22 protein-coding genes are annotated in these 21,428 nt (G+C 71.3%); 15 read left to right on the top strand and 7 right to left on the bottom strand.

All coding sequences use genetic code 11. From position 1 onward, the window contains the following. Window positions 1-7: 7 nt before the first annotated feature. Window positions 8-277, top strand: coding sequence for a hypothetical protein (locus AC6JBM_RS43110; RefSeq protein WP_497979521.1), 270 nt, complete (start codon window positions 8-10; stop codon window positions 275-277). Window positions 278-1,127: 850 nt separating this feature from the next. Here the strand turns inward: AC6JBM_RS43110 and AC6JBM_RS43105 are convergent. After that, window positions 1,128-2,600 (bottom strand): C40 family peptidase, encoded by a 1,473-nt coding sequence (locus tag AC6JBM_RS43105; RefSeq protein ID WP_497979520.1) that lies wholly within the window; start codon window positions 2,598-2,600, stop codon window positions 1,128-1,130. Between the two features lie 314 nt (window positions 2,601-2,914). Between AC6JBM_RS43105 and mqnE the strand changes: the two genes are divergently transcribed. The 3 genes from mqnE (at window position 2,915) to AC6JBM_RS43090 (ending at window position 5,713) form a co-directional block, all read left to right on the top strand. After that, on the top strand, window positions 2,915-4,084 hold the full coding sequence (gene mqnE / locus AC6JBM_RS43100) for an aminofutalosine synthase MqnE (protein WP_497979519.1): 1,170 nt from the start codon (window positions 2,915-2,917) through the stop codon (window positions 4,082-4,084). A gap of 18 nt (window positions 4,085-4,102) precedes the next feature. Beyond that, complete coding sequence (locus AC6JBM_RS43095) at window positions 4,103-4,384, top strand: DUF4229 domain-containing protein (protein WP_497979518.1); 282 nt, start codon at window positions 4,103-4,105, stop codon at window positions 4,382-4,384. 66 nt (window positions 4,385-4,450) lie between these two features. Further along, window positions 4,451-5,713: a M14 family metallopeptidase gene (locus tag AC6JBM_RS43090; RefSeq protein ID WP_497979517.1), complete on the top strand. Its 1,263-nt coding sequence runs from the start codon at window positions 4,451-4,453 to the stop codon at window positions 5,711-5,713. Here the strand turns inward: AC6JBM_RS43090 and AC6JBM_RS43085 are convergent. Further along, the gene (locus tag AC6JBM_RS43085) at window positions 5,691-6,443 is read right to left on the bottom strand and encodes a VOC family protein (RefSeq protein WP_497979516.1); all 753 of its coding nucleotides are present in this window, start codon (window positions 6,441-6,443) and stop codon (window positions 5,691-5,693) included. The genes AC6JBM_RS43090 and AC6JBM_RS43085 overlap by 23 nt on opposite strands. A 15-nt stretch (window positions 6,444-6,458) precedes the next feature. Beyond that, on the bottom strand, window positions 6,459-8,441 hold the full coding sequence (locus AC6JBM_RS43080) for a HelD family protein (protein WP_497986665.1): 1,983 nt from the start codon (window positions 8,439-8,441) through the stop codon (window positions 6,459-6,461). A gap of 212 nt (window positions 8,442-8,653) precedes the next feature. Between AC6JBM_RS43080 and AC6JBM_RS43075 the strand changes: the two genes are divergently transcribed. Further along, window positions 8,654-9,211, top strand: coding sequence for a Uma2 family endonuclease (locus tag AC6JBM_RS43075; RefSeq protein WP_497979515.1), 558 nt, complete (start codon window positions 8,654-8,656; stop codon window positions 9,209-9,211). A gap of 11 nt (window positions 9,212-9,222) precedes the next feature. On the opposite strand, the gene AC6JBM_RS43070 is transcribed toward AC6JBM_RS43075, so the two are convergent. Next, complete coding sequence (locus tag AC6JBM_RS43070) at window positions 9,223-9,987, bottom strand: VOC family protein (RefSeq protein WP_497979514.1); 765 nt, start codon at window positions 9,985-9,987, stop codon at window positions 9,223-9,225. Between the two features lie 86 nt (window positions 9,988-10,073). Next, window positions 10,074-10,931, bottom strand: coding sequence for a hypothetical protein (locus AC6JBM_RS43065; RefSeq protein WP_497979513.1), 858 nt, complete (start codon window positions 10,929-10,931; stop codon window positions 10,074-10,076). Between the two features lie 74 nt (window positions 10,932-11,005). Here AC6JBM_RS43065 and AC6JBM_RS43060 point away from each other — a divergent pair, with 74 nt between their 5' ends. Beyond that, a complete protein-coding gene (locus AC6JBM_RS43060) occupies window positions 11,006-11,854 on the top strand; it encodes a menaquinone biosynthetic enzyme MqnA/MqnD family protein (RefSeq protein ID WP_497979512.1) in 849 nt (282 codons plus the stop codon). Between the two features lie 507 nt (window positions 11,855-12,361). On the opposite strand, the gene AC6JBM_RS43055 is transcribed toward AC6JBM_RS43060, so the two are convergent. After that, on the bottom strand, window positions 12,362-13,240 hold the full coding sequence (locus AC6JBM_RS43055; protein ID WP_497979511.1) for a serine hydrolase: 879 nt from the start codon (window positions 13,238-13,240) through the stop codon (window positions 12,362-12,364). Window positions 13,241-13,488: 248 nt separating this feature from the next. On the opposite strand from AC6JBM_RS43055, the gene paaA reads away from it, so the two are divergent. Genes paaA through AC6JBM_RS43020 form a run of 7 tightly spaced genes read left to right on the top strand, consistent with a single transcriptional unit; the run spans window position 13,489 to window position 18,495 of the window. Then, window positions 13,489-14,478, top strand: coding sequence for a 1,2-phenylacetyl-CoA epoxidase subunit PaaA (gene paaA / locus AC6JBM_RS43050; protein ID WP_350610239.1), 990 nt, complete (start codon window positions 13,489-13,491; stop codon window positions 14,476-14,478). Then, window positions 14,432-14,749, top strand: a complete 318-nt coding sequence (gene paaB, locus AC6JBM_RS43045) for a 1,2-phenylacetyl-CoA epoxidase subunit PaaB (protein ID WP_497979510.1) — start codon at window positions 14,432-14,434, stop codon at window positions 14,747-14,749. The genes paaA and paaB overlap by 47 nt, the downstream gene beginning before the upstream one ends. Before the next feature lie 20 nt (window positions 14,750-14,769). Then, the gene (gene paaC, locus AC6JBM_RS43040) at window positions 14,770-15,480 is read left to right on the top strand and encodes a 1,2-phenylacetyl-CoA epoxidase subunit PaaC (protein ID WP_497979509.1); all 711 of its coding nucleotides are present in this window, start codon (window positions 14,770-14,772) and stop codon (window positions 15,478-15,480) included. After that, entirely contained in the window at window positions 15,474-15,932 is a 459-nt protein-coding gene (gene paaD, locus AC6JBM_RS43035) for a 1,2-phenylacetyl-CoA epoxidase subunit PaaD (protein WP_497986664.1), read from the top strand. The genes paaC and paaD overlap by 7 nt, the downstream gene beginning before the upstream one ends. A 4-nt stretch (window positions 15,933-15,936) precedes the next feature. Beyond that, entirely contained in the window at window positions 15,937-17,055 is a 1,119-nt protein-coding gene (gene paaE / locus AC6JBM_RS43030; protein ID WP_497979508.1) for a 1,2-phenylacetyl-CoA epoxidase subunit PaaE, read from the top strand. A 46-nt stretch (window positions 17,056-17,101) separates the two neighbouring features. Then, on the top strand, window positions 17,102-17,725 hold the full coding sequence (sigK, locus tag AC6JBM_RS43025; protein ID WP_497979507.1) for an ECF RNA polymerase sigma factor SigK: 624 nt from the start codon (window positions 17,102-17,104) through the stop codon (window positions 17,723-17,725). Then, on the top strand, window positions 17,722-18,495 hold the full coding sequence (locus tag AC6JBM_RS43020; RefSeq protein ID WP_497979506.1) for an anti-sigma factor: 774 nt from the start codon (window positions 17,722-17,724) through the stop codon (window positions 18,493-18,495). Before sigK ends, AC6JBM_RS43020 begins: the two co-directional genes overlap by 4 nt. On the opposite strand, the gene AC6JBM_RS43015 is transcribed toward AC6JBM_RS43020, so the two are convergent. Next, window positions 18,395-19,330, bottom strand: coding sequence for an aldo/keto reductase (locus tag AC6JBM_RS43015; protein ID WP_497986663.1), 936 nt, complete (start codon window positions 19,328-19,330; stop codon window positions 18,395-18,397). The genes AC6JBM_RS43020 and AC6JBM_RS43015 overlap by 101 nt on opposite strands. 67 nt (window positions 19,331-19,397) lie before the next feature. Between AC6JBM_RS43015 and mqnC the strand changes: the two genes are divergently transcribed. Then, window positions 19,398-20,633, top strand: coding sequence for a cyclic dehypoxanthinyl futalosine synthase (gene mqnC / locus AC6JBM_RS43010; RefSeq protein WP_497979505.1), 1,236 nt, complete (start codon window positions 19,398-19,400; stop codon window positions 20,631-20,633). After that, entirely contained in the window at window positions 20,630-21,322 is a 693-nt protein-coding gene (locus tag AC6JBM_RS43005; protein WP_350610232.1) for a demethylmenaquinone methyltransferase, read from the top strand. The genes mqnC and AC6JBM_RS43005 overlap by 4 nt, the downstream gene beginning before the upstream one ends. Window positions 21,323-21,428: the final 106 nt, after the last annotated feature.

The raw sequence follows: 21,428 nt of genomic DNA, 5'->3' as shown, positions 1-21,428 counted from the left end.
GCCCGAAATGTCCGATGAGTCCGACTCCTCGGCCGCCGGGGCGAAGCCCTCCAGCGGCGTCGGGGCGAACGGGGGCGCCAGGCCGTCCGAAGGTTCGTCCGCTGCGTGGGGCTCAGGGGCCGACGGGGGAGGTGGCGTCGGGTCGGTCGGGGGCGGCCCGTACACGCCGGCGGACGGGTTCAGGCTCGGCAGCTGGAACGCCGGGGAGTCGTCGACCGCGGCCGAGATCACCTCGGAGTCGGGATCGGGGGCCGGCGACGAGGAGCGGGGCGCGTAGGCGTCGGGCTCATAGACGCCAGGCTGGTAGGCCGGAGGCGCCGAGGAGGACGGCTCGTAGGCGGGAGGCGCCGAGGAGGGCGCGTAAGCCGGCGGCTCGTGGGCCGGAGGTGCCGAGGAGGACGCGAAGGGCGGCGGCTCGTGAGACGGTGGCGCGGAGCTCGGCTCGTCGGCGTGGGCTCCCTGCTGTCCACCCGCAAAAGGCTCCGAGGTCGGCACCGAGTAGGGCGCCGGAGCCGGTGGGGCGAACGCATCCCAAGAGGGCGCGGGGGGGTGCGGACGACGGCGCGAACGGGTCCCACGAGGACGGAGCCGCCGCGGGCGGGGCCGACTCAGGGGCCGACGCCGAAGGGGCCGGCGCTGAAGGGGCCGGCGCCGCAGAGGAAGGGGCCGCGTCCGAGGCGTCGCCGAAGGCAGCCATCATCGCCGCCAGCTCCGGATCGTCCTCCTCCTGGCCACCCGCCGACTCGAACGGGTTCGCTCCGGGCCAGAGCGCGCCGTCCACCGGGGTCGGCGGCGGCTCGTACGCCTGGTCGGGCAGTTCCTCGTCCGAGGGCTCCGGCGGCAGCTCCGCGCCCACGGGGGGTGGGGGCGGCAACGGCGGCAGGTCGGCGCCGTCGCCCGGCGGCGGGCCGCTGCGAGCCGCCTCGCCGCGTGTACCGTCCCGAGTCTCCCGATCGTCCATCGCTGCCTCCATGAGACGGGCATCATTGCGTGCCCGACGGGCTCCCCGTCCGTCAGTCAACGGGTCCACGGTGCCACATCGAGTCACGCAGCGCTGGATCGGAGTCCGTCGGGTTTTGGATCACAACCCTCAGCGAGGGTTCCGCATCACAACCCCCGGAAAGGGGTCAGCTTCCCGAGGCGCTCGCCGACGTCTTGGCCTCCGTGCTCGCGCCGGCCGCCGAGGACTGGGCCGTGGCCGGCTGCGAGGACGCCGCGCCCGCGGAGGGCTTGGTCGGCGTCTTCGGCGGCTCCGACTCGTTCACCGACGGGCTCTCCGACGGGCTGGCCGTGGGCGAGGGCGGCGCCGACGAAGACGGCTCGGTCGACGGCGAGGGCGAGGTGCTCTGCGTCGGCGACGGCGACGTCGAGTTGGACGGCGTCGGCGAGGCCGAGTTCGACGGGGTTGTCCCGCCGCCGCCACCGTTGGTCGGCGGTGCGGAGGTCGTCGGGTTCGCGCCGGGGCCGGGGACCGCGTCGAAGATCCGGGTCGCGCCGTACAGCTTCGACCAGCGTACCTCGGCGATCTTGACCTTCTGGCCGCTCGTCGGGGCGTTGACCATCTTGCCGCCGCCGATGTAGATGCCCATGTGGTAGATCGAGCGCCAGTCGCTCTTGTCGGTGGCGAAGTACACGAGGTCGCCGGGGAGCAGCTGGTCGCCGAGGCTGTTCTTGGTCACCTGGATGGCGTGGGTGCCGTGGTACATGTCGGCGGCGACGCGCGGGACGCGGACGCCGACCTTGCCGTACGCCCAGTAGGCGAGACCGGAGCAGTCGAACGTGTCGGGGCCCTCGTCGCCCCAGACGTACCAGGCGATGTTGACCTTGCTCAGCGCGTAGTTCAGCGCCTGGACGGCCTTCGGGTTGGCGACCATCCCGTCGATGTTCGGGTTGTCGGCCAGGTTGGGGCTCAGCGCCTGCTCGGCCGCGTCCTGCTCGGCCTCGAGCTGGAGCACGAGCTGGTCGTTCTGGGCGCGCAGGTTGACGTATTCGGTGTTCTTGGCCTGGAACTCGGTGTCGATCGGCGTGTAGGTGCCCTGCGCGGCCTGCATCGCGTCCTGGGCCGCCTGGACCTCCTGGCGCGCGGCCGACTCGGCCTCCTGGGCGCGCAGCAGGTCGCGGGCCGCCCCCTGGCCGCCCGGCTGGCCGCCGAGCCCGGGCGCGATCAGCCCGAACTGGTGCAGGTCGTTGGCGTAGCCGTTCAGCGGTCCGAGCTGCTGGGCGCGCTTGTACGCCTCGGCCGCGGCGTCGTCGGCCCGCTGCCGCTGCTCCTCGACGCGCTTGCCCGCCTCGGTGAGCTTGACCTGGGCGTCGGCCAGCGTATTGCGCGCGGTGTCGAGGTCGGTCGAGGCCCGGTTGCGTTTCTCCCCGAGCTGGGCGACGGTCAGCTCGAGCTGGGCGAGCTCGGCGGCCTTGGGCCCGCGCTGGGTGGTCGTGGTGGCCGGCGGCGGGGTGGCCGCGCCGGAGGCGCCCGGCAGGAGGAGCTCGCCGGAGGCGACCGGCCGCGAGCCGGTGTCCGGAATGTCGCTTCCCGGGTCGGCGTAGGCGGGGCGCGCGATCAGGGCGCAGAGCATCCCGCACACCACGACCGCGGTCCTCACCGGTCCCGGCCGCAAGCGGGTGCGTTGCCGCATAACCGCAGGCGGACGCGCCTTTTCAACCGAAGGCGTTGCCGGGATCTCGCCCGGATACGCAGCCCTCAGCACCAACCCGCTCATCGCCACCGTCCCCAGTCGGTTAGCCATGCCACATGGTCGATCGTCACCGATCGATCAGCCGGTCTGCCGCCCGACCGTGTTCCTGCCCACTTTTGTTTACCGTACGAAGCGACATGCGTCGAGTGGCGATCAATGTCAGCTTCGTCGTCGCGAGGTGAATGCAGGGGTAACGAGCGGTCCGAAGTAGGCTGGCGCCCGTGGATGCAGGGTTGAAGCGCGAACTCGAGGCCAAGGTCACCGCCGGTGAGCGGTTGAGCCGGGAGGACGGTGTCGCGCTCTACGAGTCCGACGACCTGGTCTGGCTCGGCCGGCTCGCGCACCAGGTGCGCACCGAGAAGAACGGCGACCGGGTGATGTTCAACGTCAACCGGCACCTCAACCTCACGAACGTGTGCTCGGCCAGCTGCGCGTACTGCTCCTTCCAGCGCAAGCCGGGCGAGAAGGACGCGTACACCATGCGGATCCACGAGGCCGTCGAGAAGGCCAAGGAGATGGAGGGTGAGCAGCTCACGGAGCTGCACATCGTCAACGGGCTGCACCCGACGCTGCCGTGGAAGTACTACCCGAAGGTCCTGCGCGAGCTCAAGAGCGCCCTGCCCGGCGTGAACCTGAAGGCGTTCACGGCGACCGAGATCCAGTGGTTCGAGAAGATCTCCGGCCTGCCCGCCGACGAGATCCTCGACGAGCTCATCGACGCCGGCCTGGAGTCGCTGACCGGCGGCGGCGCGGAGATCTTCGACTGGGAGATCCGCCAGCACATCGTCGATCACGCGACGCACTGGGAGGACTGGTCGCGCATCCACCGGCTGGCCCACAGCAAGGGCCTGCGGACCCCCTCGACGATGCTGTACGGCCACATCGAGGAGCCCCGCCACCGCGTCGACCACGTCATGCGCCTGCGCGAGCTGCAGGACGAGACCGGCGGCTTCAGCGTGTTCATCCCGCTGCGCTACCAGCACGACTTCGTCGACTCCGCCGACGGCAAGATCCGCAACCGGCTGCAGGCCCGCACGAAGATGGCCTCGCCGGCGGAGAGCCTGAAGACCTTCGCGGTGTCGCGCCTGATGTTCGACAACGTGCCGCACGTGAAGTGCTTCTGGGTCATGCACGGGCTCTCGGTCGCCCAGCTGTCGCTGAACTTCGGCGTGGACGACCTGGACGGCTCCGTGGTCGAGTACAAGATCACGCACGACGCGGACAGCTACGGCACGCCGAACACCATGCACCGCGAGGACCTGCTGCACCTCATCTGGGACGCGGGCTTCCAGCCGGTCGAGCGCAACACGAAATACGAGGTCGTGCGCGAGTACGACAAGCCGACGCCCCTGGCCGAGCGCCGCAGCGAACCGCAGAAGGTCTGGGCCTGAGGCTAGGCTGGGGTCACCATGTCACCGTTTCTGAAGTACACGCTCGCGCGGCTCGGCCTCTTCGGGCTCGCCGCGCTCGTGATGCTCTCCATCCCGCTCGACGTCAGCGTGCTCCTCAAGCTCATGATCGCCGTGATCGTCTCGGCCGTGGCCGCGTTCTTCCTGCTCCGCGGACTCCGCGAGGAGGCCTCCGTGCAGGCCGTCGGCATGGCGCAGAAGCGCGCCGATAACAAGGAACGGCTGCGTGCCGCCCTCAACGGGGATGATGATGGGGGTGAAAGCGCCACCAAATCGGACTAAAACCACTTAAGCCTTGGATGGCGCTTAGTCACTCCAGGGGGCTTGATGGGTCGCAGGTTCGTGTCGGTGGTGTCCTTCGCAGTCGTCGGGGTGGTGACGCTCTTCGCGGTCAACCCGGCCGACGCGAGCCCGGCTAGTCCGAAATATCAGCAGAAGTCCGGACCCTACGTCGTCCGCGGTGTCGACAGCGCCGCGGATCGCAACCGTGTCGGCGGTACCGGAGCCAGCATCGACAGCATCGAGAACGGCACGGCCACCGTGACGGCCACGCCGGACGAGGCGAGGCAGATCGAGCGGCTCGGGTTCAGCGTCAGCCGGACCCAGACCGAGGGCTTCCCGGCCGCCGACTCCGGCTACCACGACCACGCCGAGATGCAGGCCGAGCTCGACCGGGCGGCCAAGGCGTACCCGAAGATCATGCAGAAGCTCAGCCTCGGCAAGTCGTACGAGGGCCGGGACCTGCCGCTGATCAAGATCTCGGACAACGTGGCGAAGGACGAGGACGAGCCCGAGATCCTCTACGACGCCCACCAGCACGCCCGGGAGCACCTCACCGTCGAGATGGCGCTCTACCTGGTGAGGATGTTCACCGAGGGCTACGGCAAGGACCCGCGCATCACCAGGCTCGTCGACACCCGCGAGATCTGGATCGTGCCGGACATGAACCCGGACGGCGGCGAGTACGACCTCACCGGCGGCAAGTACCACAACTGGCGCAAGAACCGGCAGCCCGTCGGCGGCGGCTACAAGGGCGTCGACCTCAACCGCAACTGGGGCTACAAGTTCGCCTGCTGCAACGGGTCGAGCTCGTCGCTGTCGTCGGAGACCTACCACGGCCCGCAGGCGTTCTCCGCTCCCGAGACCCAGCGGCTGCGCGACTTCGTGCTGAGCCGCCGGGTCGGCGGGGTGCAGCAGATCAAGGCGGCCATCGATTTCCACACGTACTCCGAGCTGATCCTCTGGCCGTACGGGTACACGATGAACACCACGGCCGTGGGGCTCGGCTCGGACCAGCAGAAGACCTTCTCGGCCCTGGGCCGCGCGTTCGCCCGGAGCAACGGGTACACGCCCGAGCAGTCCAGCAGCCTGTACATCACCGACGGCTCGATCATCGACTGGCTCTGGGCGACCCAGGGCGTCTGGGCGTTCACGTTCGAGATGTACCCGAACTCGCCGTCCAAGGGCGGCTTCTACCCGTCCGCGAGCGTCATCGACGCGCAGACCGCCCGCAACAAGGACGCCAGCCTGACGCTCGCCGAGTACGCGGACTGCGCGTACCGCGTGATCGGCAAGCAGCAGCTGTGCGCTACAGCGCCCAGTCCTCGGTGAACTCGATGACCGCGAAGTGCCCGCCGGTCGGGTCGGCCAGGCGCGCATAGCGGCCGGCCGAGGCCGGTTCAGCCGCACGGGCCACCGAGCCGCCGAGCTCGGTGGCCCGTGCGCATGCGGCGGCCGCGTCCTCGACCATGAAGCAGACCGTCCAGTGGTCGGGGATGCCGGGCGGGAAGCGGCCGTCGATCGGCAGCAGGCCGCCGACGGTGTCGTTGTGGTGGTGCAGCTCGAAGTACGGCTGGCCGTCGCTGGGCGCCTCGACGGTGTGCCAGCCGAACACCTCCTTGTAGAAGGCGCCGGTCCGGTCGAGGTCGTGGGCCGCCAGCTCGTACCAGCAGATCGCGCCGGGCTCGAAGGACACCTGGGCCCCGCCGAACCGGCTGCGCAGCCAGGTGCCGAAGAGCGCTCCGCCGGGGTCGGAGAAGGTGGCGGCGGTACCGAGATCACGCACGCTGGCCGGCGGGACGCGCACGGCCCCGCCGGAGCGCTCGACGGCCTCCGCGGTGCCCGAGGGGTCGTCCGTGGAGATCGAGATCAGCCAGGCCGCCGAGCCGCCCGGGCGCCCCGCGCGCAGGCCGGCCGCGGCCCGCCCGCCCAGCGTGAAGTGCCCGTCGGCGTTGCGGGCCCAGCCGAACAGCTCCCCGTAGAAGCGTTCGGCCGCGGCCGGGTCAGGGCTGACCAGCTCCGCCCAGCACGGCGTGCCCGGCGCATAACCCCGAATTCGCATGGCGAGATGGTGTCATCAGACGGCGGATCCCTCCAACGCGGTAGGCAGCGGGCGGGAGTGCAGCACATCGAGCCGGGAGACGGCGCGTGTCAGCACCACGAAGAGCCGGTTGAGGCCGCGGGGCTCGGCGGACACGATGTCGGCCGGCTCGACCACGATCACGTGGTCGTACTCGAGGCCCTTGGCCAGGGTCGCGGGCAGTACCGTCACCCGGGCCTCGGGGTCGTCCTCGGCGAGCGCCACGCCGGCCTTGCGCAGCGACTCGGCCAGCACGTCGACGGTCGCGTCGGCGGCGATGACCCCGACCGAGCCGAGGTGGCCGAGCGCGGCCAGGGTGGCGTCCACGACGGATTCCTCGACGGCGGCAACGGTACTGACCGTGAGCGCCCCATCCGTCCGCAGCGAGCGCGCCTCGGGCACCTGCACCCCGAGCGCGGGCAGCAGGCGGTTGGCGAGCGCGATGACGGCCGCGGGCACCCGGAAACCGGTGGTCAGCGGTACCACCCGGGCCTCCGGCTTGCCGAGGTGCGCCAGCAGCACCCGCCAGTCCCGCGCGGCCCACGGCGCCGTGCCCTGCGCGAGGTCGCCGAGCAGCGTGATCGAGCCGTGCTCGCTGCGCCGCGCGATCACGCGGGCCTGCATCGGGGAGAGGTCCTGCGCCTCGTCGACGACGACGTGCCCGAAGCTCGCCACCCGGTCGATCAGCCCGGCGGCCTCGTCGATGAGCACCGCGTCGGCCAGGCTCCAGCGCGCCGACTTCGCCGTCTTCGGCGGCTTGGCCCACGCGAGCGCCGCGCGCTCGGCCTCGTCCAGCTCGTCGTCGCTCGGGTCGGTCAGGACCTCGAACACGAGCTGCTCCGGCGTGACCGCGGGCCAGACCGCGTCGAGCACGTCGGTCACCGGGGTGGCCTTGCCCATCCGGCGCTGCCAGCCCTCGCTGGGGGAGTCGCCGCGGCGCGCCTCGGACTGGCGCATGAGCAGGCTCACGATCCGGGCGCGGACGCGTTCGCGGCCGATGCCGTAGGGCGGGGCCTCCCGCCGCACGTCGTCGACGACCCGCCGGAGCGCGTCGGCCGAGATCCGCCAGCGATACGAGCCGTCCGACACCGTGAGCGACTCCTCGGGGCGCCCGATCTTGGCCAGCAGGCGCCGCTGCAGTACGGCTGCCATCTTTTCCTGGTTCTTGACCTCGGCGGCGGCCTCGGAATCGGTGCCGCGGACCGGCGTGGTGAGCAGGCCGTCGATCGTGGACTGGCGCACCTCGAGCTCCCCGAGGGTGGGCAGAACGCTCGCGATGTACTGCAGGAACGCGGAGTTGGGCCCCACGATGAGCACGCCGGCGCGGCGGAGGCGCTCGCGGTGCAGATACAGCAGGTACGCGGCACGGTGCAGCCCCACGGCCGTCTTCCCGGTGCCGGGCGCGCCCTGCACGCAGATGGACTCGTCGAGCTCGGCGCGCACGAGCGCGTCCTGCTCCGGCTGGATGGTGGCGACGATGTCGCGCATCGGCCCGACGCGCGGCCGCTCGATCTCGTCGAGCAGGATCTGGCTGGTCCCCTGCTCCTCGCCCCGGCCCAGGTGCTCGTCCTCGAAGCTGGTGAGCTCGCCCTTGACGAACCCGAAACGCCGCCGCACCTCGACGTCCTGCGGGTCGACGGCGCTGGCCTGGTAGAACTTGCGGCTTATAGGCGCGCGCCAGTCGAGCACCATCGGCTCCCCGACGGCGTCGGTGACGTGCCGCCGGCCGACGTGGTACTGGTGCTCGTCGATGTCGAGCCGCCCGAAGAACAGCGGTGTATCGGGGTTGTCGGCGAGATCGGCGATCCTCCGCGCGAGGGCCCGCCCGAGCGTCTCGGCCGCGAACGGATCTCCCGCGACCTGATCCCCGGTCGCGAACAGGTCCTCGGCGCGTTCGCGCATGCGCTTGAGCGCCAGCCGGGAGGCGTCGAGGTGCGCTCGCTCCTGGGCGAGCTCGGTTTCGAGTGAGGGCACGGTGATCCTCTTCGAGGTCGCGTTCGGCTCGCTCGCGTATCCGGGGCCTTGCTCCACCCGGCGCCTGGGGACGTCCGCTGCGGTGGCTGTCTCACCGCGGCCGTCAAGCGGCCATTCATCCTACGCGATCTTCTCGGCCTGTCCACCGAGTTTTCCGCAGATTCAGGGCGATGGGCGTGGCAACCTTATGGAAGGATCCGTCAGGAGGTGAGTCGCCGATGAGCGTGGCCGTGCTGGAACACGTCGGCCCATGGACCGAAGACGAGTATCTCGCCCTCGGCGAGACCTCGAATCGAATCGAGCTGTTCGATGGGAGTCTGCTGGTGAGCCCGGCGCCGACCTCGCGGCATCAGCACATTTCCCGGCGGCTGGCGGGCCTGATCGATGAGGCTGCCGATGCGCTCGGTCTGTGGGTCTACGAGGCGGTGAACGTTCGTCTCGCCAGTGGGCGGATCTTCATTCCCGATCTGGTGGTGACCCCGGTCGAGAACGCCACGGTCTTCGATGCCGCTGACGTGGTCCTGGTCGGCGAGGTCGTCTCGCCGGGCAATGCGGGTGCCGATCGCGTGCTCGAGATGCAGCTTTACGCGGCCGCGCGGATCGAGTGGTATCTGCTCGTCGAGCCGGAGCAGACGGGCTCGATCACATTGCGGCTGCTCCGGCTCGACGGCCACCACTACGTCGAGCACGCGGTGGCGAAGGACGGCGAGACGCTCACCGCGGACGGACCCTTCGCCATCGAGATCGAGACGCGAGCGCTGCTGCGCCGACGGTGACTGCCGGTGGGTCAGCCCATCAGGTCGCGGAGTTCGGGGATGACCTCGATGGCCAGGAACGGGCCGCCGGTCGGGTCGAGGATCTGGCAGGCCTGGCCGATGCCCGCGTCCACCGGCCCCGCCAGCACGCGGCCGCCCAGCTCCCCGGCGCGCGCGATGAAGCCGGAGCAGTCGTCGATCGAGAAGATCGTGCGCCAGTGGTGCGGGGTCGCCGGCGGGTAGTTCGCGTCCATGATGCTCAGGCCGCCGACCACGCGGTTGTTCAAGATCCATTCGTGGTACTCGTGGATCGTCCCCGCGGAGGTGCCCTGCTGGTCGACCCAGCCGAAGACCTTGCCGTAGAAGGCGGCCGTCGCCGCGATGTCGCGGGTCACCACCTCGCTCCAGCAGATCGAGCCCGGCTCGTCGTGGACCTGGGCGCCGGCGAAGCGCTCCTTCTGCCAGGCGCCGAAGACCGCGCCGGCCGGGTCGGCGAACAGGGCCGCGCGGCCGAGGCCCGAGGCCGACTGCCCGAGCACGGTGCCGCCCGCGTCGAGGACCGCGCGCGCGGTCGCGTCGGTGTCCTGGGTTGCCACGTACGTCAGCCAGGCCGCCCGATCGCCGGCGGCGACGCCCGCCACGACCAGGTCGCGCAGCAGGAGCAGCGTGGTCCCGTCCTCGGCCTCGCTCGTCGTCCAGCCGAACAGGCCGGCGTAGAACGCGGCCGCGGCGGCCGTGTCGGGGCTGGTCAGCACCGACCAGCAGGGCGTCGCGGGCGCATAGCCTCGTACTCGCACGGAAGCAGGGTAAGCAAAACGTCAGACGTTCTTGATCGTCTGAAGGGACCGTTTCACGTGAATCCCTGGCGCCACGGGGCGGCCGCTCAGTGCTGGGTCAGCAACTGCTTCGTGACCTCGCGGCAGGTCTTGACGCCGTAGTCCTTGCCCAGCGAGCTCGGGTAGTGCGCCATGACCGCCATGCTCCACCCGTCGCCGAGCGCCATGCACGCGATGTGCCACTGGCCGTCGTCGCGGGCCAGCCAGCCGTTCTTGATCGCCGTGGTCTTCTGCACGTCGGCCGGCAGCACCTCGATCGGCCCGAACCGCCCCGGCCCGCGCACGCTGCGCATCTCGTTGAGCAGCCAGCCCGTCCACTTCGGGCCGGCCGCGCGCCCGTCGCCGATGCACTTGGCCAGGCGCGCCACGTCGCGGGCCGACATCTGGGTCAGGCTCCACGAGTTCTGGGTGCCCTTGGTCTCGGTCAGGCCGCAGAGCGAGATCATGCGCTTGATCGACGTGAGATTGCCGTTCTGCACGTGGTACTTGAACGTGTTCTCGGTCTCGGAATCGCGGATCATGCGGCTCAGCTCGTTCAGCGCGGTGCTGCCGGGCTGCTTGTTGGACTCCGCCTGGCGCCGCAGCCAGTCCGCGGCGACCCAGGCCTTGGCCATCGATGCCGTGTCGCTGGTGGTGTACGGCGTGGAGCCGTACATCTGATCCGTCTTGTGGTCGTAGTAGGCCCACGACCAGAACCCCTTGACGTTCATGGTGACCGGCTGGGTCGGCGTGAACAGCGGCCCGCTCGGCGCCGTGCTCGGGGCGGCGCTGGGCTCGGCGACCGGCGACTCCGAGGTGTCGGCGGCGGCGGGGACGTGGCTGCCCGCGGCCTTCGGCGTGGCGTTGGCCGAGCACCCGGCCGCGGTGACCAGGACGAGTGCGAGCACAGCGAGGGGGCGTCGCATCAGATGAGGGTATCCGCTGTGAGAATCGCCGCCCCGCCCGTGTGCCGCCCGGCCGTTGGGGCAACATGGGCGTTGTGCCTGCATTGCAGCGGCCCCGCGTCGGCCACATCCAGTTCCTGAACTGCCTTCCTATCTACTGGGGTCTGATGCGATCGGGCGCGCTGATCGACGTCGATCTGTTCAAGGACTCTCCGGAGCGGCTCAATGCGGCGCTGGTCGCGGGCGATCTCGACATCGGGCCGATCTCGCTGGTGGAGTACCTCCGAAACGCCGACGACCTGCTCCTGCTGCCCGATCTCGCGGTGGGCAGCGACGGCCCGGTCCTGTCCGTGAACCTCGTGTCCACGGTGCCGCTGGAGTCGCTGGACGGCCGCCGGGTCGCGCTCGGCGCCACCTCGCGCACCGGTGTGATGCTCGCGCAGATGTACCTCGAGTCGCACGTCGGCGTCCGCCCCACGTACTTCAACAGCCCGCCCGACCTCGCCCGCATGCTCGACGAGGCCGACGCCGCGGTGATCATCGGCGACGTGGCCCTGCGCGCCATGCACGACGCGCCTCAGCAGGGCTGGCGGGTCACCGACCTCGGCCAGGCCTGGCGCGAGTGGACCGGGCTGCCGATGGTCTTCGCGGCCTGGGCCGTGCGCAAGGACTTCGCCGAGGCGCACCCGGGCCTGGTCAAGGACGTGCACGAGGCGTTCCTCCGCTCTCGGGAGCTGTGCCTGACCGAGCTGGACGAGGTCGCGGCGGCGGCGGCGCGCTGGGAGACGCTGTCGGCCGAGACGCTGGCGACCTACTTCCGCGTGCTGGACTTCTCGCTGGGCGAGCGCCAGGTCGCGGGCGTGCGCGAGTTCGCGCGGCGGGCGGCGGAGCGTGGGGCGGTGCCGGCGCTGCCGTCCGGCGGCCCGGCGTTCTTCGAGGGCTGATCGGGGCCGCGCTGCCCTTCTCGGGGCCGACTCGGCGCGGGCGGCCGCGGGTTCGCGCGGCGAGCGGTGCCGGCGCTGCTCTCCGGCGGCCCGGCGTTCTTCGAGGGCTGACCGAGGCCGCGCTGCCCTTCTCGGGGCTGACCCGGCGCTGGCGGCCGCGGGTTCGCGCGGCGAGTGTTGCCGGCGCTGCTCTCCGGCGGCCCGCGTTCGCGGGGCGAGTGTTGCCGACGCTGCCGTTCCGCTGCTCCGCGTCTCTCTTCGCGGGCTGACTCGCGGTGCGGGCGGGCGCGAGTTCCCGCTGCTCTCCCTCGGCCTGGCGTTCTTCGGGGCTGGCCCGGCGCAGGCGGCCCGGTGTTCGAAGGCGGATACGGCGCCCGAAAAGTGCGCTTTGCGAAGAGTCGGGCGCTCCGCACCACGACTTTTCCGACATATAACCCGGCAGGCGATAAGTCCGATATGTCGTGGCGCGAAGCGCCCGACATATCGCGCCAACGCCGAGCGCCCGCATCAAGCCTGCAACTGCTTGGTCACGCTGGAGCAGATGTTCTCGCCGTAGCCCTGCCCCTTCGAGGCCGGGTACACCGTCAGCACGCTCAGCACCCAGTCGCCCCCGATGGCCAGGCAGTTCACGTGCCACTTCCCGTCGCTGCGCGCGATCCACCCGTTCTTCACCGCCGTCCCCGCCTGCTCCGAAGCGGGCAGCGCCGGCGTGATCCCGAACTTCTGGTCCTTCGCGACATTGCGCATCTCGTTGAGCAGCCAGTCCGTCCACTTCGGGCCGGCCGCGCGCCCGTCGCCGATGCACGCGCCCATCCGAGCGGCATCGCGCGCCGACACGAGGGTCGAGGCCCAGTCGATGTACGCCTTCGAGTCCGTCAGCCCGCAGGTCTGAATCAGCCGCGTGATGCTGGCGTTCTTGCCGTCGAGTCCCCAGAAGTACGAGGCCGCGTCGTTGTCGCTGTTGCGGATCATCTCGCTGAGCTCGGACAGGTTCGACTTGCTCGGGTTGGGGTTGCGGCGCAGGTAGTCCGACGCGAGCCAGGCCTTGATCATCGAGGCGGTGCGCTGCGCGGAGTTCGCGTTGTCCGAGCCGGCCATCGCGCCCGTGCGGCGGTCCAGCACGGTCCACGACCAGAAGCCGGTCGCGTCGACGGCGACGGTCGCCGGGTGCAGCAGGGCGGGCGGGAGCGCCGGGGCGGTCGGCGGGGCCGGGGCCGCCTTGCGCGTGGGTGCCTCGCTGGCCGCCGGGCTCTCGACGGCCGGGGCCGCCGGTGCCGCGTAGTCGGCGGTGGCGCCGAGCAGGTCGCTGCCCCACACGAAGGGCACGCCGACCAGCAGCGCCGCCGCGAACAGTACGAATGCGGTCAGTCCGACACGCTTGCGCATGAGTCGGTGGTCCCTCCCTGGCGGTGCGTGAGATCGAATTCCATCGACCGCCGGTCATGAACAGGTGTTCCCGGTGTTAACACGACGTAAGCGAACGGAACGTTCACCCGGCGTGAGCTATTGCCCACCCATCCTGTCGTTCACCCGAATCACCCGCAGCCCGGACGCGCTCAAAAGTCCCTGGTAGTTGGCTCGATGCGATGTGACACCTTCTTGCCGCTCGTGTCGGAAGCTGTAACACTGAAGGGGTGTACGACGACGAGGTCGACAGCGCCGAGCGCGAGCTGACGAACGAGCGGGTCCTGGTCAAGGACGGCGACCTGCAGGAGTACTTCGACGCGATCGTGGCGGCCGACCAGAAGATCGAGCCGCGGGACTGGATGCCGGAGGCGTACCGCAAGACGCTGATCCGGCAGATCGCCCAGCACGCCCACTCCGAGATCATCGGCATGCAGCCCGAGGGCAACTGGATCTCGCGCGCGCCCACGCTCAAGCGCAAGGCGATCCTGCTGGCCAAGGTGCAGGACGAGGCCGGGCACGGGCTGTATCTCTACGCGGCCGCCGAGACCCTCGGCGTGTCCCGCGAGGAGCTGGTCGAGATGCTGGTCGAGGGGCGCCAGAAGTACAGCTCGATCTTCAACTACCCCACGCTGACCTGGGCCGACATCGGGGCGATCGGCTGGCTCGTGGACGGGGCCGCGATCGTGAACCAGGTCCCGCTGTGCCGCTGCTCCTACGGGCCCTACGCGCGCGCCATGATCCGCATCTGCAAGGAGGAGTCGTTCCACCAGCGGCAGGGGTACGAGATCCTGCACACGCTCTCGCACGGCACCGAGGCGCAGAAGGCCATGGCGCAGGACGCCGTCGACCGGTGGTGGTATCCGTCGCTGGCCATGTTCGGCCCGCCCGACGGCGACTCCACGCACTCCGAGCGCTCGATGGCCTGGAAGATCAAGCGCTTCTCCAACGACGAGCTCCGGCAGCGGTTCGTGGACATGTGCGTCCAGCAGGCCGAGATCCTGGGCCTGCGCCTGCCCGACCCCGACCTGCGGTGGAACGAGCAGGAGAACAGGTACGACTACACCCAGCCCGACTACGACGAGCTGATGCGCGTCATCAAGGGCGAGGGTCCCTGCAACCGTCAGCGGATGGACCACCGCCGGCGCGCCTACGAAGAGGGTGCGTGGGTCCGTGAGGCCGCGAGAAAGCACGCCGAGAAGAGGGCCGTCGGTGTCTGAGCCGCTCTGGGAAGTGTTCGTCCGGCCGCGCCGCGGGCTGTCGCACGCGCACGTCGGCTCCCTGCACGCGCCCGACGCCGAGATGGCCCTGCGCAACGCCCGCGACGTCTACACCCGCCGCCAGGAGGGGGTGTCGATCTGGGTGGTGCCGGCGACGGCCATCACCGCGAGCAGCCCCGACGAGAAGGACGCGTTCTTCGAGCCGGCGGCCGACAAGGTGTACCGCCATCCGACCTTCTACGCCGTCCCCGAGGGTGCGGAACACATATGACCAGCCCCATGACCAGCCCCATGACCAGACCCATGACCAGCCCGGACATCGCCCTCGAACTCGGCGACGACGCGCTCGTCGCGGCCCAGCGCCTCGCCGAGTGGTGCTCGCGCGCGCCCGAGATGGAGGAGGACATCGCGCTGGCCAACATCGCCCTCGACCAGCTCGGCGCGGCCCGGCTCCTGCTCACCTACGCCGGCGAGTTCCGGAACCGGACCGAGGACGACCTGGCGTTCCTGCGCGAGGACCGCGAGTTCCGCAACGCGCTGCTGGTCGAGCTGGACAACGGCGACTTCGCGGTGACCATCGGCAAGCTGCTGTTCCTGGCGGTGTACCAGCGCCTGCGCTACGAGCGCCTGGCCGCCGGAGAGGACGAGCGGCTGGCCGAGATCGGGGCCAAGGCGCGCAAGGAGTCCGCCTACCACGCCGAGCACGCCGCCCTCTGGACCGTGCGCCTCGGCGACGGCACGGAGGAGTCGCACCGGCGCATGCAGTCCGCCGTCGACGCGCTGTGGCCCTACACGCACGAGCTGTTCGAGGGCGAGGCGGCGAGCCTGCGGGATGCCTGGGTGGCCGAGATCACCGAGGTGCTGCGGGAGGCGACGCTGAGCCGGCCGGCCGACGGCTGGGCGCCCTCGGGCGGGCGGCGTGGAGTACACACGGAGGCTCTGTCCAAACTGCTCGCCGAGATGCAGGTCCTGCACCGCGCACACCCCGGGGCGACCTGGTGAGCGCGCGCTCGACGGTGGCCGCGGTGCGCGACCCGGAGCTGCCCGTCGTCACCATCGAGGAGCTCGGCATCCTGCGCGACGTCGCCGAGCGGGACGGGCGCGTGACGGTCACGATCACGCCGACGTACTCCGGCTGCCCCGCGATGGACGCGATCCGCGCCGACATCACCGCGGCCCTGCACGCCGACGGGTACGGCGACGTGCGGGTCGACACCACGCTGACCGAGCCGTGGACCACGGACTGGATCACGCCCGCGGGCCTCGAGAAGCTGGCCGCGGCCGGGATCGCGCCGCCCAGCCCGACGAGAACGCGCCTGACGCTGACCGTGCGCTGCCCCCGCTGCGGGTCGCCCGAGACCGAGGAGCTGTCCCGCTTCGGCGCCACGGCCTGCAAGGCGCTCTGGCGCTGCCGGGCCTGCCGCGAACCGTTCGAGCGCGTGAAGGCGATCTGAGCCGATGACCGTTTCCGAGATCCGGCGGCCGGTGAAGCGGCGGCCCATGTTCCACCGCCTCGCCGTGCTCGACGTCGAGCGGCTGACCGACGACGCCGTGGCCGTCACCTTCGCGGTGCCGGTCGCGCTGCGGGAGCTGTTCGCGTTCCGGGCCGGCCAGCACCTCACCGTCCGGCGGCACGCCGAGTCGGGGGAGGAGATCCGCCGGTCGTACTCCATCTGCTCCACCCCCTCCCGCCTGCGCGACGAGGGCGAGCTGCGGGTCGGCATCAAGCGGGTCGTCGGCGGGGCGTTCTCGACCTACGCGCTGTCCGGGCTCGCCCCCGGCGACGAGGTCGACGTGCTGCCCCCGCTCGGGCACTTCACGACCGCGTTCGACCCGGCCCGGGCCCGGCACTACGCGGCGATCGCGGCCGGCTCCGGCATCACCCCGGTGCTCTCGCTGGCCGCGACGGCGCTGGAGACCGAGCCGGACAGCCGGGTCACCGTGGTCTACGGCAACCGGGCGGCCGGCACGGTGATGTTCGCCGAGGAGCTGGCCGACCTCAAGGACCGGTATCGGGAGCGGCTGCACGTGGTGCACGTGCTGTCCCGGGAGGCGCAGGAGTCGCCGCTGCTGTCCGGCCGGCTCGACGAGGCGCGCATCGGCGCCGTCCTCGACGCGCTGCTGCCGGCCGGGACGGTCGACGAGTGGTTCCTCTGCGGGCCGCACGGCATGGTGCTGGACGCGAAGGTCGCGCTGTCCACGCGGGACGTCGATGATTCGGCGGTACACACTGAGCTCTTTCACGTGGACGACGCACCCCCGGCGGCTCGCCCCGCCGCGGCCCCCGAGGACACCGCGGAGCGCGCGGAGGTCGGCATCGTGCTCGACGGGCGCGCGACGACGTTCACGATGGCGCACGACGAGCGGGTCCTCGACGCGGCGCTGCGGGCGCGGCCCGAGCTGCCCTACGCGTGCAAGGGCGGCGTCTGCTCGACCTGCCGCGCGAAGGTGATCGAGGGCCGGGTCGAGATGGCGCGCAACTTCGCGCTGGAGCCCGACGAGCTCGCCGCCGGATATGTCCTGACCTGTCAGGCGATGCCGATCACCGACCGGGTCGTGGTCGACTTCGACGTATGACGGGAGTCACACCCATCCGCGTCGACCGCCGCCCCGAATGAGCGGCATGAGACCGGAACAGGAGCTGCCCACGCAGCGGCTCGTCGCGGTGCCCGCGCCGCACGGCCAGCAATTCGTTCGCGGGCCGGACGCCAACGAGCTGCTGGCCCGGGTGGCCCGCGGCGACGAGCGGGCCTTCGCCGAGCTCTACGACCTGGTGTCCGCGCGGGTCTTCGGCCTGATCCGCCGGGTGCTGCGGGACCCGGCCCAGTCCGAGGAGGTCGCTCAGGAGGTGATGGTCGAGGTCTGGCGCACCGCCGCCCGCTACGACCCCGGTCGCGGCTCGGCCACCGCCTGGGTCTTCACCATCGCGCACCGCCGGGCCGTGGACCGGGTGCGCTCCGAGCAGGCCGGGGTCGAGCGGGTCCGGCGGGCCGCCGCGGCCAGCGCCGAGACGCCCTACGACGACGTGGTCGAGGCCGCGACCGCCCGCATCGAGCAGCAGCAGGTGCGCCGGTGCCTCGGCGCGCTGACGGAGCTGCAGCGCGAGGCGATCACGCTGGCCTACTACGGCGGGAACAGCTATCGGGAGGTCGCGGATCTCCTGGGTACGGCCCTGCCGACGATCAAGACCCGAATGCGCGACGGACTCATCCGCATGCGCGACTGCCTGGGGGTGAGGCTCGCATGACCGCCGTGGACATTCACTCGCTCGTCGGCGCATACGCCCTCGACGCCGTCGACGATCTCGAGCGGGTCGCGTTCGAGCGGCACCTGCGCGACTGCCCGACCTGTGCGGTCGAGGTCGCCGAGCTGCGTGAGACCGCGGCCCGGCTGGCGGAGCCGGTCGCCGAGGCGCCGCCGCCGCGACTGCGGGACTCGGTGCTGGCGCGGGTCGCGCACACGCCCCAGGAGCGTTCGAAGCAGCCGGCGGGGCGGCGCGCGGAGCCCGGCCGCTGGCGGCCCTGGATCGCCGCGGCCGCCGTGCTGTTCGCCGCCGGCGTGGGCACCGGGACGTGGGCCCTCACCCGGCAGCACTTCATCAACCAGACCTCGCAGGTCGACGCGGTGCTCGCGGCGGCCGACGCGCACGCGGTCACCCAGGACGTCGAGGGCGGGAGGATCACGATGATCATCTCGCCGTCCCACGACGCCGGCGTCGCCCTGCTGTCCGGCCTCACGCCGCCCGGCCCGGACGAGTCGTATCAGCTCTGGATGATCGACTCAGGGTTCCGGCAGGTCGGCGAGGCGACCACGGGCAGCGGCCGGTTCTACGTCAAGGGCCTGACCCCGAAGTTCGGCCTGAGCAGGGAGCGCAAGGGCTCGCGACCCCCCCGCTCCGACCGAGGTCGTCGGGAAGCTAGATCTGCGCTAGCTCGGCCATGTCGTCCGCGGTGGGCTGCCAGTCCGCCGCGGCGGCGTTCGCCGCGACCTGCTCGGCCCGGGTCGCCCCGGCGATGACGCTGGTCACGGTCGGCTTGGCGGCGAGCCCGCCGATCGCGACGGTCAGCGGGTCCAGCCCGCGCTCGGCGCCGAACGCGGCCAGCCGCTCGATGCGGTCCCAGGGCGCCTCGGCGAGCACGCGCTCCATGCCTTCGCGGGCCAGGCGGGTGCCCGCCGGCGGGGCGTCGCCGCGCCGGTACTTGCCCGTGAGCAGGCCCATCTCGAGCGGGAAGAACGGCAGCAGGCCGAGCCCGAAGCGCTCCAGGGCCGGCACGAGCTCGGCCTCGACCGAGCGGTCGAGCAGCGAGTACCGGTTCTGGGCGCTCACGAACGGGGTCAGGCGCCCGGTCTCGGCGACCCAGGCCGCGTCGGCGGTCTGCCAGCCGGAGAAGTTCGAGTGCCCGATGTAGCGGACCTTGCCCGAGCGGACCAGGTCGTCCAGCGCGGCCAGGGTCTCCTCGATCGGGGTGGCCGGGTCCGGCTGGTGCAGCTGGTAGAGGTCGATGTAGTCGGTGCCGAGCCGGCGCAGCGAGGCCTCGGCGGCGCGCACGATGTAGCGGCGGCCGCCGCGGGCGCCCCAGTCCGGCCCGTGCAGCCCGCGGGCGTCCATGCCGAACTTGGTGGCCACGACCACCTCGTCGCGGTGCTTGCCGAGGGCCGCGCCGAGCGCCTCCTCGGACGCGCCGGGCATGGCGCCGTAGATGTCGGCGGTGTCGAACAGGGTGACGCCGTGGTCGAGGGCCGCCCCGACGACCTCCGCGCTGCTCGCGGCGTCGATCCGGCCGAACTGGTTGCAGCCGATGCCGACCACGGAGACGGTGAGCCCGGAGCGCCCGAGGCGCCGGTAGCGCATATCAGTCACTCCTATGATCCTAGGCACGCCTGCTCGACCGGCCGGGCGAGCTGGGTACGCTCTGGGTGTGACTGCTCCGGTGATCAGCGAGATTCTGCAGCGTGCCGCCGACGGCGGGCGGATCGGCCCGGACGAGGCGCTCCTGCTCTACACGGAGGCGCCCTTCCACGCGCTGGGCGAGGCCGCCGACACCGTGCGCCGCCGCCGCTACCCGGACAACATCGTCACCTACATCATCGACCGCAACATCAACTACACGAACGTGTGCGTCACGGCCTGCAAGTTCTGCGCCTTCTTCCGGGCGCCGAAGCACGCCGAGGGCTGGACGCACAGCACCGAGGAGATCCTGCGCCGCTGCGCGGAGGCGGTCGAGCTCGGCGCGACGCAGGTGATGCTGCAGGGCGGGCACCACCCCGACTACGGCGTCGAGTACTACGAGGAGCTCTTCTCCGCCGTCCACGAGGCCTTCCCCGGCCTGGTCGTGCACTCGATCGGCCCGTCCGAGGTGCTGCACATGGCCAAGGTCTCGAGCACCACGATCGAGGAGGCGATCCTGCGCATCAAGGCGGCGGGCCTGGCCTCCATCGCCGGTGCCGGCGCGGAGATGCTGCCCGAGCGGCCCCGCAAGGCGATCGCGCCGCTCAAGGAGTCCGGCGCCCGCTGGCTGGAGGTCATGACCGTCGCGCACCGCCTCGGCGTGTCCTCGACCGCGACCATGATGATGGGCACCGGCGAGACCAACGCCGAGCGCATCGAGCACCTGCGGCTGATCCGCGAGGTGCAGGACAAGGCGGTCGCCAACGGCTACTCCGTCGAGGCCGACCTCGCCGGGACCGTGGGCGGGTTCCGCTCCTTCATCCCGTGGACCTACCAGCCGGAGAACAACCACCTCAAGGGGCGCACGCAGGCCACGAGCATGGAATACCTGCGGCTCGTCGCGGTCGCCCGGCTGTTCATGGACAACATCCCGCACCTGCAGTCGTCGTGGCTGACCACCGGCAAGGACGTCGGCCAGTTGTCGCTGCACCTGGGCGTCGACGACCTGGGCTCGATCATGCTGGAGGAGAACGTGATCTCCTCGGCCGGCGCCCGGCACCGCTCGCGGCTGACCGAGCTCGTGCAGATGATCCGCGGGGCCGATCGCATCCCGGCGCAGCGGGACACGCAGTACCGCCACCTGCAGGTCCACTGGACCGAGGCGGACGACCCGACCGACGAGCGGGTCCAGTCGCACTTCTCCTCCATCGCCATCCCCGGCGGCGGCACGGGCCGCAGCCTTCCTCTGACTCCGGTGAACTCATGACGCGCGCCAGCCTGGACAAGGAGCCGCACGAGGTTGCGGCGATGTTCGACGGCGTGGCCCGCCGTTACGACCTGACCAACACGGTCCTCTCGGGCGGCCGCGACCGCATGTGGCGCAAGGAGACCCGGCTGGCGCTGGGGCTCAAGCCGGGCGAGAAGGTGCTCGACCTCGGCGCCGGCACCGGGGTCTCGACGCTGGAGCTGAGCCGCTCGGGCGCCTACGCGGTGGGCGCCGACATCTCGGTCGGCATGCTGCAGGCCGGGCAGGCCAAGCGCCCCGAGGTGCCGCTGCTGGCCGCCGACGCGCTGCACCTGCCGTTCGCCGACCAGACGTTCGACGCGGTCACGATCTCCTTCGCGCTGCGCAACATCGCGGACACCGACGCCGCGCTGGCCGAGATGGCCCGCGTGACCAAGCCGGGCGGGCGCCTGGTGATCTGCGAGTTCTCGACCCCGACGTGGCGGCCGTTCCGGGCCGTCTACCAGGGCTACCTGGTGGGCGCGATCCCGCCGATCGCCAAGCGGGTCTCGTCCAACCCGGACGCCTACGTCTACCTGGCCGAGTCGATCAAGGCGTGGCCCGATCAGGCGGGGCTGTCCGCGAAGATCGCCGACAACGGCTGGCGCAAGGTCGCCTGGCGCAACCTCACCGGCGGCGTGGTGGCGCTCCACCGCGGCTTCCGGATCTGAGTTACCGGATCTGAGTTCTTTCACGTTCACGCCGCGCGGTTACTCGCAATAACCGTGCGGCTACGTGCTGTCCGCGACAAGCTGGGGCAGTGGATCACGAAACGCG

It is taken from the genome of Dactylosporangium thailandense, from assembly GCF_059739745.1.
The sequence above is the reverse complement of the archived record's forward strand: the minus strand, read 5'-3'. Positions and strand labels throughout refer to the sequence as shown.